The following is a 15,082-nucleotide window of genomic DNA, read 5'->3' on the forward strand; positions in this document are numbered from 1 at the left end:
ACATGAACAGATACAGCAGAGTGCATGCGGAAATCGATCTGGATGCAATTCTACACAACATGGATGCGATGCGCGGAAACATTGCAAAAGACACAAAAATTATGGCTGTCATTAAGGCAGATGGCTACGGACATGGTGCCGTAGAGATTGCAGAGACGATTGAAAAACTGGATTATCTTTATGGTTATGCAGTTGCCACGGTTGAGGAAGGACTTATCCTTCGTAATCACGGAATCCAGAAACCGATCCTGATCTTAGGATATGTATTCCCGGATCAGTATGTGGATATGATTAAAGCAGGTATCCGTCCAACCGTATTTACAAAAGAGATGGCAGAAAAACTTTCCGTTGCCGCAGCAAGTATCGGAAGAGACTGCAAGATCCATTTCGCGATCGATACCGGAATGAGCCGGATCGGTTATCAGGTCACAGAAGACGCAGCAGATGAGATGGCACAGCTTTCAAAACTGCCGCATATTATAGTGGAGGGTATTTTTACCCATTTTGCGAAAGCGGATGAAAAAGATAAGGAACCAACCTACCAGCAGATCGGACTTTTCAAGAAAATGATCGGCATGTTAGAAGACCGTGGCGTAAGTATTCCGATTCATCACTGTTCAAACAGTGCAGGGATTGTCGATATTCCAGATGCAAATATGGATATGGTCCGCGCCGGCATCACATTGTATGGCATGTGGCCGTCTGAGGATGTAGATAAGAATGCGATCAGCCTGAAACCTGCATTGACACTGGTGACACATGTGGCATATGTAAAGGAACTTCCGGCTGGCAGAGCAATCAGTTATGGAGGAACTTATGTCACAACAGAGCCTTGCATAATCGCAACGATTCCGGTTGGCTACGCAGATGGCTATGCAAGAGGCCTTTCAAATAAAGGATTTGTTTTGATCCATGGAAAACGTGCACCGATTCTTGGCCGTGTCTGCATGGATCAGTTTATGGTTGATGTTACCGACATTCCGGATGTTAAAAATGAAGATGAAGTGATTCTCATTGGCAGAGATGGTGATGAGTGTATCACTATGGAAGAAGTCGGTGACCTGTCCGGACGATTCAATTATGAATTCGCCTGTGATCTTGGAAAACGTATTCCACGTGTTTATATCCATGGCGGAAGGATCATTGGCACGAGAGATCATTTTTCAGAATAACAGGAAGAAATGGAATACACCAGTAAAAATTGGCAATACTATCCGTAAAGTAAGAAAAATGGAGTGGAAGTATATGGTAATTAGACGTGGTGATATTTTTTATGCAGATTTAAGACCGGTCATCGGTTCGGAACAGGGCGGTGTCAGACCGGTACTCATTATACAGAATGATGTTGGAAACAGACACAGTCCGACTGTGATCTGTGCAGCGATTACATCCCAGATGAATAAGGCGAAGCTGCCAACCCATGTAGAACTGGACAGCAGAAAATATGATCTTGTCAAGGATTCCGTTGTTCTTTTAGAACAGCTTCGCACGATCGATAAAAAACGGTTAAAAGACAAGGTATGTCATTTAGATTCCCAGATTCTGGTGAAAATAGATAAGGCGCTTGAGGTAAGTTTAGAGTTGTATACATAAATAGACTTGCCAGAAAACGGAAATAGTGATAAAATAAAATGTATTTTTGAAGCAATAAACAAGTGAGAAAAGAGGAAGTATTTATGTCAGGACATTCCAAATTTGCGAATATTAAGCACAAAAAAGAAAAAAATGATGCAGCAAAAGGAAAGATTTTTACAATTATCGGACGTGAGATTGCCGTTGCAGTAAAAGATGGCGGTCCGGATCCTGCAAACAACTTTAAACTGGCTCAAATCATTGCAAAAGCAAAAGCAAGCAATATGCCAAACGATACGATTGAGCGTGGTATCAAAAAAGCATCCGGCGAAGGCAACTCTGTCAATTACGAGTATTGCACTTATGAGGGATATGGTCCAAGCGGAACAGCCATCATTGTAAAATGTCTGACCGACAATAAGAACCGTACCGCTGCCAATGTCCGTAACGCATTTACAAAAGGACATGGAAGTATCGGTACACAGGGATGTGTTTCCTATATGTTCGATGAAAAGGGACAGATCATTATCGCAAAAGAAGACTGTGAAATGGATGCGGATGATCTGATGATGATCGCACTTGATGCTGGTGCAGAAGATTTCTCTGAGGAAGAGGACAGCTATGAGATCATTACAAATCCGGCTGATTTTGAAGCAGTACATGCAGCACTTGAAGCAGAAAAGATTCCTATGGCAGAAGCAGAAGTTACAATGATTCCACAGAATTATGTAGAGCTGACAGCAGAAGAGGATTTAACCAATATTAACCGTATTCTTGATCTGCTTGATGATGACGATGATGTACAGGAAGTATATCATAACTGGGATGAATAAATAATATATAAAATACACAGGAAAACGACATGGAGAAGAAGTCTGTGTCGTTTTTTGTATGAAAAAGTTTTTCTGCATTGCAGTAAAAAAGATATGGTATTCTTTTCGGAAATGTTATATGATAATAGAAATAGATGTAGAATAAACACAGGAATGGAGATTGCTATGAAGAAAATACTTTTTGCAGCATCGGAGTGTGTTCCGTTTATTAAAACCGGGGGTTTGGCGGATGTATGTGGAGCATTGCCAAAAGAATTTGATAAGAATGAATGGGATGTCAGGGTTGTAATACCAAATTATAGCTGCATTCCGGATAAGTTCCGCAGCAAATTCGAATATGTAGCTCATTTTTATATGAGCACCGGCAGTTATATTACGAATAAATATGTCGGTATTTTAAAATATGTCATGGATGGCATTACATATTATTTTATTGACAATCAGGAATATTTTAACTGTGCAGTGCCATATGGAGATGTCCGCTATGATATCGAAAAGTTCTGTTTCTTTGACAAAGCTGTATTGTCCATGCTAAAACAGATTGACTTCTGCCCGAATCTGATTCACTGTCATGACTGGCAGACAGGTCTTATTCCGGTATATCTGAAAAATGAATTTCAGGCAGATTCTTTTTACTGGGGAATGAAGAGTATAATGACGATCCACAACCTGAAATTCCAGGGAGTATGGGATATCAAGACTATGCAGGGACTGACCGGATTTTCAGCTTCTCTGTTCACACCGGATAAACTGGAATTTAAAAAGGATGCCAACATGTTAAAAGGCGGACTTGTTTATGCAGATTATATCACGACTGTCAGCGATTCCTATGCGCAGGAGATTCAGACCGAGTACTATGGAGAAGGATTGAACGGTCTGTTATCTGCACGTCATTTTGATATGCAGGGTATTGTAAATGGTATTGATTATAAAGTTTATGATCCGGCAACAGATGGAAAGATCTATACGAATTACACACCATCGGATTTCCGGAAGAAAAAGTACATGAACAAGGTAAAACTTCAGGCAGAGCTTGGACTTGCTGTTGACAAGAAGAAATACATGATCGGGCTGATCTCAAGACTGACAGATCAGAAAGGCTTAGATCTTGTGAACTATGCGATCGACCGGATCGTGGATGATTATACCCAGCTGGTTGTCATAGGTACCGGAGATCCACAGTATGAGAATATGTTCCGCCATTATGCATGGAAATACGGTGATCGTGTATCTGCTAATATCTGTTATTCTGATGAACTTGCACATAAACTTTACGCAGCGGCAGATGCTTTCCTGATGCCATCCCGTTTTGAACCATGCGGGCTGACACAGCTTATTTCTTTCCGTTATGGTACTGTTCCGATTGTCCGTGAGACAGGTGGATTAAGAGATACGGTAAAACCATTTAATGAGTATGAAAATTCAGGAGACGGTTTTTCATTTGCAAATTATAATGGAGATGAAATGCTTTCTGTGATCAATTATTCAAAACATATCTTCTTTGACCGCAAGAAACAGTGGAATCAGATGATCGACCGTGGCATGGCAAATGATTATTCATGGAATAACTCTAAAGGGAAATACGAGGGATTATACAATTATCTGCTCGGATGCTAATTCTGTATGATTATTTTGCAGATTGGATATACTTAAATAAGGATGTCGTATAAAAAACAGGATGTTACAAACATCCTGTTTTTTCATTCATGACAATAGAATATTTAAAGAGCGTACCGTCTATTGTTTTCATATCATATGGAAGGAGTATATCATGGCAGAAAATCAGGAAAAGAAAAATGAAGAGATCAAAGAGTTTGGTCAGATACAAATGAAAAATAAGATTTCATTACTGACGATCATTGGGGAGATTGAGGGACACGACTGTCTTCCGGCAACTACCAAAACCACAAAATATGAGCATGTTCTGCCAAAACTGGCTGAACTTGAAGATAATCCGGATACAGAAGGGCTGTTGCTGCTTTTAAACACGGTTGGTGGTGATGTGGAAAGCGGTCTGGCGATTGCCGAAATGATTGCATCCATCCGGAAACCAACCGTTTCACTGGTTCTTGGCGGCAGTCATTCCATCGGTGTCCCTTTAGCCGTGTCAACAGACTATTCCTTTATTGTGCCATCCGGAACCATGGTGATCCATCCGGTTCGCATGAATGGAACCGTGATTGGCGCAAAACCAACATACGATTACTTTAAACAGATGCAGGACCGGATCGTACACTTTATCAGTACACATTCAAAAGCAACGGAAAAACGTTTGGAAGAGCTTATGATGAACACCGGAATACTCACAAAAGATCTTGGAACAATTCTGGTCGGAAAAGAAGCGGTGGATGAAGGACTGATCAATGAAGTTGGAGGTATTTCCGATGCATTTTCAAAACTGCATCAGATGATAGAAAAAAAATAACCAGTTAATGACAATCTGCCTCAAATATGTTAAGATAAAACATGTATGTAAAAAGTTACTGCAAAAGAACGATTTATTACGGAGATACAAAGAGGAGGCAGATATGTCATTATTACAGGCAATATTGATGGGGATCATACAGGGATTGACAGAATTTTTACCCGTGAGCAGTTCCGGACATCTGGCGATTTTTAAAATATTATTTGGGGTAGATACAGAGACAGGACTTTTATTTGATGTACTTTTGCATATCGGGACTCTGGCAGCTATTTGTGTTGTATACTATAAAGATGTTTTGAAAATGATTGTAGAGGGAATCGGTCTGATCAGGGATTGTATCATTAATTTCGTCCGTTTTATCGGGAATAAAACCGGCAGGACAGATGAGCCATATCTCCGTCTGGTAAACAGCAGCTACCGCAAATTAGTTGTTTTGATTATTGTATCCACGATTCCAACAGGAATCATCGGAGTGGTCGGAAAAGATGTCGTGGAGATGGCATCTGAGATATTACTTATTCCGGGGATTTGTCTGATTCTTACCGCTGTCCTGCTTTTTATTGCGGATCATGCAAAAGATGGAGATAAGCTGCCAAAAGGTGTTACATATACAAATGCATTTGGCGTCGGTATTGCACAGGGAATAGCAACGCTTCCGGGGTTGTCACGTTCCGGAACGACGATTACTGCATGTCTGCTCAGTGGTTTTAACCGTAATTTTGCTGTAAAATACTCATTTTTGATGTCGATACCGGCAATTCTTGGAGCACTGGTACTGGAATTAAAAGATTACACGGCAGCTGCACTTTCTGGTGCGGAAATTGCATACTATGTAGTTGGTATGATCGTAGCTGCTGTAGTAGGTTATGTCTGTATTAAGACAATGCTTATTGTTGTGCGTAGAAAGAAATTTACAGGCTTTGCTATTTACTGCCTGATCGTAGGCGTTATCTCGATCGGCGGATATATCTATATGGCATAAAATTGATTTGGAGGTAATATTTTGGCAACAGGGAATAGGAAGCGTTCTGCTGCCGGTAAAAGAACATCATCCGGCAGGAAAACAAATTCTGGACATAAGAGGACTACAAAAAAACAGCAGGAACGTGAAACAGAATTTACACGTGAAGTGATCTTATGGATCGTAGTAGCTGTTTCACTTTTACTTTTTATCAGTAATTTTGGATTTGGCGGTACCATAGGAGGAACGGTCAGTCGTTTCTTTTTTGGTATATTTGGAATTATTTCATATATATTTCCGATTGTATTGCTGGTTGGTACTTTTTTTGCTGTTTCGAATCAGGGAAACAGAGTTGCGGCTGTAAAATTAGTGGCAGTCATTCTTTTTGTGGCATTTTTATGCATGTTTTTCGAACTCATTTCCGATGGAACGGATGCGAAAACTGCAATGGATGCCTACCGGTATAGTTTTGATGCAAAAAGTGGCGGCGGACTGATCGGTGGCGTGCTTTCACATATGTTATGTTCCGGTTTTGGAATTATTGGCGCTTATGTGATCGATGTGATCGTACTTATCATTTCACTTGTACTTATTACCGAACGTTCCGCATTCCGTGGTATGCAAAAGGGTGGACGTAAGGTATATGAGTCTGCGAAGATCAGTAATGAGCGGCACAGAGAACGTGCAGAGATGCGAAGGGAAGAACGTGAACAGCGGGAGCAGCAGCGTAGAATGGACAGAAAGGTTGAGGGAGTTGCTATCGATACCAAACTGATCCCGGATACGTCACAGAAACGTTCTCAGGATATCAGCGAGATTTTGCCGGAAGATATGATAGATCTGCCGGAGATCAAAGAGGAAAAACGTGTCACACTGACTGCAGGAAATGCACCACAGAAGATGGCTCCATCTGCATTTTCAGATGAGGCGTTAGAAGCAATGGGACAGGCTCTGACGGAAAAAACAGCGCTTTTTGCAGCGGAGGATGAGCAGGCATCTTTTCCAATCCAGATGGAAGAACCAAAAGTTTCACAGACAGTCGAAGAGGAAGAGATATTCGATATGCCGGGGCGTCCTGATCCTGCAATGGCATTTGGAATAGAGCCTTTTTCAGAGGATACCTCAGATCTATCATCATTTGAGGCTGATTTAGGATCTGATTTATCGGAAGAAGAATCAGTTGATGAAGATATACAGGCGCAGCAGACCGCTGCAGAACAAACCGGACCTGTAAAACGTGAAACTGTATCTCACGAGCCTGTATATATGAAAAATGAAGATGCAGCTGAACCGGTAATGGAAACAGATCTGGAAACTGCACCACCTGAGAAAGCGTATGTATTTCCTCCTGTTACACTTCTGAAACAATCTGAAAACAAGCAGGGAGATACCAGAAAACAGTTACAGGAAACTGCCATGAAGCTGCAACAGACATTAAAGAATTTTGGTGTTAATGTCACGATTACAAATATCAGTTGCGGACCTGCCGTAACAAGATATGAATTACAGCCGGAAATGGGTGTAAAAGTAAGCAAGATCGTTAATTTGGCGGATGATATCAAGTTAAATCTTGCAGCAGCGGATATCCGTATCGAAGCACCGATCCCTGGAAAGGCAGCGATTGGTATTGAAGTTCCAAATAAGGAAAATGTTATGGTGTCGTTCCGCGAGCTGGTGGAATCTGAGGAATTTCAGTCCCATCCATCGAAAATTTCTTTCTGTGTCGGAAAAGATATCGGTGGTAAAGTATCTGTAGCTGATATTGAAAAAATGCCGCATCTTCTGATCGCAGGTGCAACGGGTTCCGGTAAATCTGTCTGCATCAACACGATCATTATGAGTATTTTGTACAAGGCAGATCCGAAGGATGTAAAACTGATCATGGTAGATCCGAAAGTTGTGGAGTTAAGTGTTTACAATGGTATCCCGCATCTTCTGATACCGGTCGTTACTGATCCGAAAAAAGCAGCAGGTGCCTTAAACTGGGCAGTAGCAGAAATGACTGACCGTTATAATAAATTTGCCGAAGCGCATGTCCGGAATTTAAAAGGATACAATGCTAAAATAGACAGTCTTCCGGATGTGGAAGGTGATCCGAAACCGGAAAAAATGCCTCAGATCGTCATTATCGTGGATGAGTTAGCAGATCTGATGATGGTTGCACCGAGTGATGTGGAAGGCGCGATCTGCCGGTTGGCTCAGCTTGCACGTGCAGCCGGGATTCATCTTATCATTGCAACCCAGCGTCCTTCTGTAAACGTAATCACCGGATTGATCAAGGCAAATATGCCAAGCCGTATTGCCTTTGCGGTAACATCCGGTGTTGATTCAAGAACAATTCTTGATATGAACGGTGCAGAAAAACTGCTTGGGAAAGGCGATATGCTTTTCTATCCGCAGGGAATTCCAAAGCCGGTCCGTGTACAGGGAGCATTTGTTTCTGACAAGGAAGTATCAGATGTTGTCAATTACATCAAAGAGGAAAGTGGACAGGTTTCATATAGCGCGGCAGTGGAAGAACATATGAATAATATAGAATCTGAAAATACTACTGTGAGCATTGATTCAAATTCGGGAACCGGAGATGGAAGAGATGCATATTTTGCAGATGCCGCAAAACTTTTGATCGATAAAGAAAAAGGGTCTATTGGAATGTTGCAGCGTTATTTTAAAGTTGGTTTTAACCGGGCAGCAAGAATTATGGATCAGCTTGAGGAGGCCGGCATTGTCGGTCCGGAAGAAGGTACAAAACCGCGCCGCGTTTTAATGACGCAGGAGCAGTTTGAACAATACGAAGAAGAATATTTATAAGACACGAGGAGGAATCATTATGAAAACAGACATCGAGATCGCACAGGAAGCAGAAATGCTGCATATCCGTGAAGTAGCCGAAAAACTTGGTATCACAGAGGACGAATTAGAACTTTATGGAAAATATAAAGCAAAACTCTCTGATGAACTGATGGAACGTGTTAAAAATGAACCAGATGGAAAATTAATCCTTGTAACAGCAATCAATCCAACTCCGGCGGGAGAAGGCAAAACAACGATCAGTGTAGGACTTGGTGAGGCATTTGGACAGCTTGGAAAGAAAGCAGTGATCGCACTCCGTGAACCGTCCCTTGGACCGTGTTTTGGAATTAAAGGCGGTGCTGCCGGAGGCGGTTATGCACAGGTAGTTCCAATGGAAGACTTAAATCTTCATTTTACCGGAGATTTTCATGCGATTACTTCTGCAAACAATCTGCTCGCTGCATTGCTTGATAATCATATCCAGCAGGGAAATGAGCTTGGTATTGATCCAAGACAGGTTGTCTGGAAACGTTGTCTGGATATGAATGACCGTGTCCTTCGAAATATTGTAGTCGGTCTTGGCAGAAAAATGGATGGAATGGTCAGGGAAGATCATTTTGTTATCACCGTTGCATCAGAAATTATGGCTGTATTATGTCTTGCAGATGATATGCATGATTTAAAACGCAGACTCGGAAAGATCATTGTTGCATATACTTATGATGGTAAGCCTGTTACTGCAGATGATATCAAAGCGACCGGCGCAATGGCTGCATTATTAAAAGATGCTTTAAAACCAAACCTGATCCAGACTTTAGAGCACACACCAGCAATTGTTCACGGCGGACCATTTGCAAATATTGCACATGGCTGTAACAGTGTACGTGCTACAAAGACAGCTTTAAAACTGGCGGACTATGTCATCACAGAAGCCGGTTTTGGTGCAGATTTAGGTGCAGAAAAGTTTTTTGATATCAAATCCCGTATGGCAGGGCTCCATCCGGATGCTGTTGTCTTAGTTGCAACGGTAAGAGCATTAAAATACAATGGCGGTGTTGCAAAAGCTGATCTTGGTGAAGAAAACTTAGATGCTTTAAAGAAGGGTATCGTAAATCTTGAAAAACATATCGAGAATTTACAGAAATATGGTGTTCCAGTTGTCGTGACATTAAATTCATTTGTTACAGATACGAAAGCCGAGACCGATTATATTGAACAGTTCTGCCGTGAAAGAGATTGTGAATTTGCACTTGCAGAAGTTTGGGAAAAAGGTGGAAAAGGTGGAGTAGAACTTGCCGAGAAAGTATTAAAAACCTTAGAGACAAAGGAAAGTCATTTCAAACCATTATACCCGGATGATCTTTCACTGGAAGAAAAAATCGAGACGATTGCAAAAGAAATTTATGGAGCTGACGGTGTGACATATGCACCTGCTGCTGCAAAGGAGTTAAAGCGCATTGCTGAGATGGGAATGTCAGATTTCCCTGTATGTATGGCAAAGACACAATATTCCCTGTCTGATGACCAGACGAAACTCGGACGTCCTAGCGGATTTACCATTAATGTGAGAGAAGTTTATGTTTCCGCCGGAGCAGGTTTTGTTGTAGCGGTTACCGGAGCGATCATGACAATGCCTGGACTTCCGAAAAATCCGGCAGCATACGGTATAGATGTTGATGATAACGGTGTGATCACAGGATTATTTTAATAAGTCGAAAGCGAGGATATCCCATGAAATGTGCGAAGTGTGGGGCAGAGTTAAAAAAAGGCTGCCTTTACTGTTCTGTCTGTGGCCACGAAGCACAGATAGTTTCGGATTACAACGTACTTGAGGATGATTATCTGCGTTCACTTCTAAAAGACGGAGAAAGTGCAAAAAATCCGCAAAAGACGGAAGTAGAACCCCAAAAAAACAAAAAGAAAAAAAACAACCATCTGCTGCTGATTCTCTGTTGCTGTTTTATAGTGACAGGTGCGGCAGTTGGTGTTGCTGTAAAACTTTATATAGATAATAAGAATGCAAATTCCTACGATTATCAAATTGAAATGGCTGAAAAAGAACTGGTAGATCATAATTACGAAAATGCACTTCAATATTATAAAACCGCATTGGCATTGCAGCCGGATGATATCAAAGTACGTGAGGCAATGGCAGAAGTCTATACCAGCCAGAAAGAATATGATTCAGCACTCGTTTTATATATGGAAATCCTTCAACTTGACAAAACGAATAAAGAGGCTTATCAGCATCTGATCTCCATTTATGATGAAATGGGGGATTATGACAGCATTCTTTCTTTAAAAGAAGATGTTACGGATGGGAATATACTTGCATTATTCGATGATTATGAGGTTGGTGAACCGATCATATCTCCGCTTAGTGGGCAATATGATGATTATATTACAGTCGTGATCTACTCAATTGCCGGAAATGACATTTATTATACGACGGATGGCACTGTCCCGGATAAAGAAAATGGGATTCCATATCCACAGGGAGGTATTCCGCTAAATCATACTGGAAATTTTGAAATCAATGCTGTATGTTGTAATGAAAAAGGCATCTACAGTGATATCGTAACAGAAGAATACCAGATTCAGTTTAAAAAACCGGATCTGCCATCTGTCTCACCAGATGGAGGAGTTTTCTCTGAGGAGACCACTGTAACAATCACACAGCAGAAAGATTGCACGATTTATTATACATGGGATTCTACAGATCCAACAACAGAATCGGCTGTTTATACAGAACCGATTGTTGTTCCGGAAGGGGATTATGTATTATCTGTCATGGCAGTAAATAACAAGACAGGTTTAGTCAGTGATATCTATCGTGTAAATTTGGGATATCATCCACAATGATATCAGGACTGATACATGTTCCGAAACTCTGTTGGAGTACAATTTTTTATAATTTTAAACATCCGCATAAACGCGGAAATACTATTATAACCGGAGTGAATGGCCACTTCGGTTATATTTATATTGGGATCTAACAGAAGTTTTTCAGCATATGAAATCCGCTGGTTGTTCAGGTATTTATAAAAAGAAATATTTGTAAATTCTTTAAACAATCTGCTGAAATGATATTTTGAAAATCCTGCTAAAGCAGCAACCTGTTCTAAGGTAATATCTTCTGTACAATGCTGGTTGATATATTGACAAATACTGATAAATTTATCAATATACTCTTTTTGTTTTGTTGGTTTTGTGTCAGCAAATTTTGCCGGGGTACTTGCAATCTGTCTGCCAATCAAAACGATAAGCTGTAAAAATTTTGCATAAACAGACGTCTCATATAACGGTGTATCAGAGAGATATTCATCTCTGATTCCAAACATAAGAGACATAGCTTCCTCGTGAATGGCAGGAGCCTCCTCCGGAGTGATCAAAACAGCCGGCTGTAAAAAAGGCAGAAATGCAGTAAACTCTTCAAATGGTTTTCCACTGTTCATATCAACCTGAAAAATAATTCGTCGCCCATGACAGGCTTTCATATGGTGCAGAGTACCCGGAATAATAACAATAATGTCTCCTTTGCGCATATGAAATGGAATCTGATTGCAGTCTACATCATATGTTCCTTCTGTTGGCATGATCAGCTCGATGGGTGTATGCCAATGAACCGGATATTCTTCATAATCAGTATTATCAAAAAGCATAAGGGATGAGTTATTTTCAAATCCAACTGTTTCACGAACACCATCTAAATATTTTATCATTCAAATCTCCTTTTCTATGTAAACTTCCTTAGAATTATTTTTTGCCATGTTCTGCATAAATCAGATTATATGTATTTTTTAAATTGATATAAAAATATAAATTTCATTACGAAATATTGCATTTTATTAATCGAAAATCTATTGCTGTTTCTTAAGATATATATACAATATATCAATTTTAAAAACAATATCATTTTATAAAAAAGGAAATGTGCACAAAAAATATAATAATATTTTGAAAAATACTACCAAATTATGCAATTTGTACTTTGAATTAAATACAAAAAAAGCAAGAATTGATTATGAAAAAGCAATTATTGTATAGAGAATAAAACAAGTAAGAAATAAGATAAGATTGTCAAATAAATCAATTCACACAGTTAGAATATCTGACAGGTGAAAGAAGGGGGTTACATATGAAGTTAAAAAAAGTTTTAGCAACAGGTCTTTCCTTATTGATGGCAATGGGAACGATAGCAGGTTGTGGAGTATCTACTGATACCGGGGTAAACACAAATGCTTCGTCTGAATCAGGAGTTGCAGCTGCTGAAAAAACAGACCAGAAAGAGGAGAGCACTACAAAAACAGACGGGGATGTAGAAGAGATTACCTGGATGTTCTGGGATGACATGGAGGCAACGGAAGATCTTATCACATTGGGTTATAAAGATGTCATCGACAGATTCAACAAAGATTATGAAGGGGTTTATCACTGTAATGTGATCACAACAAATCTGGAAGAATACTATACAAAATTAAATGCATTAGTTGCTTCCAATCAGACACCGGATGTATTTATTGTTTCACCTGGACCAAATCTTACAGATTATGTGGAGCCGGGGGTTGCGGCTGATCTTACAGATTATTTGCATGAAGACGGATGGTACGATACGTTTAACGGTGGTGTATTTGATAAACAGACTTATGACGGAAAAATTTACGCAGTACCTACCAATCTTGCAGCAGCATGTGTATTTTATAACACAGAAATGTTTGCAGATGCCGGTGTAGATGTTCCGGAAACATACGATGATCTTCTTGCAGCATGTGAGACACTTCAGTCAAAAGGTTATACTCCGATTACGATCAGTGCAGGAACAGCATGGTGTTTATCAATGTTGTGTGGATATCTCTGCGACAGAGAAAATGCAGATCTTGATGCAATTGCAGCAGGTAATGCAAGCTGGCTTGATCAGCCGTTCCAGGATGCAGCAAATAAAATGCTTGAGTTATCAAAATATTTCCAGCCAACAGCAGCAGGAGATACAAATGATGTTGCAACTGCAAACTTTTATAATGGTGAGGCTGCGATCTTAATTCAGGGTTCCTGGGCAATCGCACAGATCAATGGTTCCAATCCTGATTTTGAAGAAAAATGCGGTGTATTCCAGTTCCCGGCCATTGAAGGCGGTAACGATCCAAACCGTATCATTGCAAAAACAGACAGCCTTGCAATGAGCTCTACTACGGAGCATCCGGATGCATGTATTGCATTAATGAAATATTTTACTGATGAGACTGCACAGAAATATACAGCAGAGATCGGTGGAAAGATTCCGGTTACCAATGTTGATATTGATTATGATAAAGCTCCAAAGCAGTTAAAGTATGTGATGGATATCTTTGCAAAAGCAACCGGAACATTTGGATTCTATAATGAATCACTTGCTTCCACAGAAGCCGGTTCAACATTTGATGATGCAATGGTTTCTATTTATCTTGGAAACAATTCAGTAGAAGATGGATTACAGATCATTGAAGATTTTTATAAGGAAAATGTCTGGAATAAATAATGTATAGCTGAAGTACCTGAACACGGGATCTGTTATGGATCCCGTGTTCACAAATAGAATGAATGTGTTGATGGGGGAAATTTTATGGATAAACTATTACGGGATAAAAAAGCCATCTGTCTGTTTCTTGCACCGGGAATAATTCTCTTTACCCTGGTATTATTTATACCAATCTGCCAGTCGATTTATTATTCTCTCTGTGATTGGGATGCGTTATCGAAACCCGAATTTATCGGATTTGGAAATTATATTAAATTGTTTACGAAAGATACAACCATGCAGATTGCATTGAAAAATTCAATATTTTTTATGATTTTTTCCGTAGTATCACAACTTGTTGTTGGTCTTTTTTTAGCAGCATTACTTACGAATATAAAAAAAGGAAGAAACCTTTTTAAGAATATATATTATCTGCCATGTGTACTTTCATCAGCAGCACTCGGACTGTTATGGATGTTTATTTTTACACCAAAACTTGGTATCAATCAGGTTCTTGCAACATGGGGAATAGAAGGACCACTCTGGCTGATGGATGTCAGCGGATATATTACACTTCCGATGAAAGTGATCGCATTTGTTGCATTGTGGCAGTATGTAGGACAATCTATGATGCTTTATATGGCACAGATATCAGGAATCGATAAATCACTTTATGAAGCTGCCTATATCGACGGAGCAACTAAAAGAAAAGCTTTCTGGTATGTTACCATTCCATTAATCCGTCCAATGATGGCGATTGCAATGTCCTTAAACTGCATTGGCGCATTAAAATTCTTTGATCTGATCTTTAATATGACAGAAGCCGGACCAAATCATCAGACGGAAGTTCTTGCAACACATCTTTATACGCAGGGATTTAAATATTTTAAATACGGATATGCAAGTGCGATCGGTGTTGTGCTTTTAATTTTATGTCTGTTGGTTACATTTTTCATTAATAAGTTTGTAAAAGTAGAAAACTATGAAATGTAAGGGGGAAATTT

At 39.9% G+C, this 15,082-nt stretch carries 12 protein-coding genes; 11 read left to right on the forward strand and 1 reads right to left on the reverse strand.

The features are described from left to right. Window positions 1-2: 2 nt before the first annotated feature. The 9 genes from alr to DXA60_RS11665 all read left to right on the forward strand — a co-directional run bounded on the left by alr (window position 3) and on the right by DXA60_RS11665 (window position 11,446). Window positions 3-1,172: an alanine racemase gene (alr, locus tag DXA60_RS11625; protein WP_117921382.1), complete on the forward strand. Its 1,170-nt coding sequence runs from the start codon at window positions 3-5 to the stop codon at window positions 1,170-1,172. 73 nt (window positions 1,173-1,245) lie between these two features. Then, a complete protein-coding gene (locus DXA60_RS11630) occupies window positions 1,246-1,593 on the forward strand; it encodes a type II toxin-antitoxin system PemK/MazF family toxin (RefSeq protein ID WP_015560523.1) in 348 nt (115 codons plus the stop codon). An 83-nt stretch (window positions 1,594-1,676) separates the two neighbouring features. After that, window positions 1,677-2,405, forward strand: coding sequence for a YebC/PmpR family DNA-binding transcriptional regulator (locus tag DXA60_RS11635; RefSeq protein ID WP_117921384.1), 729 nt, complete (start codon window positions 1,677-1,679; stop codon window positions 2,403-2,405). A 165-nt stretch (window positions 2,406-2,570) separates the two neighbouring features. Further along, window positions 2,571-4,022: a glycogen synthase GlgA gene (gene glgA, locus DXA60_RS11640; protein WP_117921386.1), complete on the forward strand. Its 1,452-nt coding sequence runs from the start codon at window positions 2,571-2,573 to the stop codon at window positions 4,020-4,022. Window positions 4,023-4,176: 154 nt separating this feature from the next. Further along, window positions 4,177-4,830, forward strand: coding sequence for a ClpP family protease (locus DXA60_RS11645; RefSeq protein WP_117921388.1), 654 nt, complete (start codon window positions 4,177-4,179; stop codon window positions 4,828-4,830). 103 nt (window positions 4,831-4,933) lie between these two features. Next, window positions 4,934-5,812: an undecaprenyl-diphosphate phosphatase gene (locus tag DXA60_RS11650; RefSeq protein ID WP_186898800.1), complete on the forward strand. Its 879-nt coding sequence runs from the start codon at window positions 4,934-4,936 to the stop codon at window positions 5,810-5,812. 21 nt (window positions 5,813-5,833) lie between these two features. Further along, window positions 5,834-8,602, forward strand: coding sequence for an FtsK/SpoIIIE family DNA translocase (locus DXA60_RS11655; RefSeq protein ID WP_117921392.1), 2,769 nt, complete (start codon window positions 5,834-5,836; stop codon window positions 8,600-8,602). 19 nt (window positions 8,603-8,621) lie between these two features. Then, window positions 8,622-10,292 (forward strand): formate--tetrahydrofolate ligase, encoded by a 1,671-nt coding sequence (locus DXA60_RS11660; protein WP_117921394.1) that lies wholly within the window; start codon window positions 8,622-8,624, stop codon window positions 10,290-10,292. 23 nt (window positions 10,293-10,315) lie between these two features. After that, window positions 10,316-11,446, forward strand: a complete 1,131-nt coding sequence (locus tag DXA60_RS11665; protein ID WP_117921396.1) for a tetratricopeptide repeat protein — start codon at window positions 10,316-10,318, stop codon at window positions 11,444-11,446. 2 nt (window positions 11,447-11,448) lie between these two features. Here the strand turns inward: DXA60_RS11665 and DXA60_RS11670 are convergent, their stop codons facing one another. After that, window positions 11,449-12,306 (reverse strand): helix-turn-helix transcriptional regulator, encoded by an 858-nt coding sequence (locus tag DXA60_RS11670; protein ID WP_117921398.1) that lies wholly within the window; start codon window positions 12,304-12,306, stop codon window positions 11,449-11,451. A gap of 416 nt (window positions 12,307-12,722) precedes the next feature. Between DXA60_RS11670 and DXA60_RS11675 the strand changes: the two genes are divergently transcribed. Then, a complete protein-coding gene (locus tag DXA60_RS11675) occupies window positions 12,723-14,099 on the forward strand; it encodes an ABC transporter substrate-binding protein (RefSeq protein WP_117921399.1) in 1,377 nt (458 codons plus the stop codon). An 84-nt stretch (window positions 14,100-14,183) separates the two neighbouring features. After that, entirely contained in the window at window positions 14,184-15,071 is an 888-nt protein-coding gene (locus DXA60_RS11680; protein WP_117921402.1) for a carbohydrate ABC transporter permease, read from the forward strand. Window positions 15,072-15,082: the final 11 nt, after the last annotated feature.

Origin of the sequence: Roseburia sp. OF03-24 (assembly GCF_003463035.1) — a bacterium.
Lineage (GTDB): Bacteria > Bacillota > Clostridia > Lachnospirales > Lachnospiraceae > Roseburia > Roseburia rectibacter.

What these genes read in the sequence shown, in the direction of transcription:
- DXA60_RS11630 (WP_015560523.1), top strand. Translation starts at nt 1,246, where the DNA reads ATGGTAATTAGACGTGGTGATATTTTTTATGCAGATTTAAGACCGGTC.
- DXA60_RS11660 (WP_117921394.1), top strand. Translation starts at nt 8,622, where the DNA reads ATGAAAACAGACATCGAGATCGCACAGGAAGCAGAAATGCTGCATATC.
- alr (WP_117921382.1), top strand. Translation starts at nt 3, where the DNA reads ATGAACAGATACAGCAGAGTGCATGCGGAAATCGATCTGGATGCAATT.
- DXA60_RS11650 (WP_186898800.1), top strand. Translation starts at nt 4,934, where the DNA reads ATGTCATTATTACAGGCAATATTGATGGGGATCATACAGGGATTGACA.
- DXA60_RS11675 (WP_117921399.1), top strand. Translation starts at nt 12,723, where the DNA reads ATGAAGTTAAAAAAAGTTTTAGCAACAGGTCTTTCCTTATTGATGGCA.
- DXA60_RS11665 (WP_117921396.1), top strand. Translation starts at nt 10,316, where the DNA reads ATGAAATGTGCGAAGTGTGGGGCAGAGTTAAAAAAAGGCTGCCTTTAC.
- DXA60_RS11645 (WP_117921388.1), top strand. Translation starts at nt 4,177, where the DNA reads ATGGCAGAAAATCAGGAAAAGAAAAATGAAGAGATCAAAGAGTTTGGT.
- DXA60_RS11670 (WP_117921398.1), bottom strand. Translation starts at nt 12,306, where the DNA reads ATGATAAAATATTTAGATGGTGTTCGTGAAACAGTTGGATTTGAAAAT.
- DXA60_RS11635 (WP_117921384.1), top strand. Translation starts at nt 1,677, where the DNA reads ATGTCAGGACATTCCAAATTTGCGAATATTAAGCACAAAAAAGAAAAA.
- glgA (WP_117921386.1), top strand. Translation starts at nt 2,571, where the DNA reads ATGAAGAAAATACTTTTTGCAGCATCGGAGTGTGTTCCGTTTATTAAA.
- DXA60_RS11680 (WP_117921402.1), top strand. Translation starts at nt 14,184, where the DNA reads ATGGATAAACTATTACGGGATAAAAAAGCCATCTGTCTGTTTCTTGCA.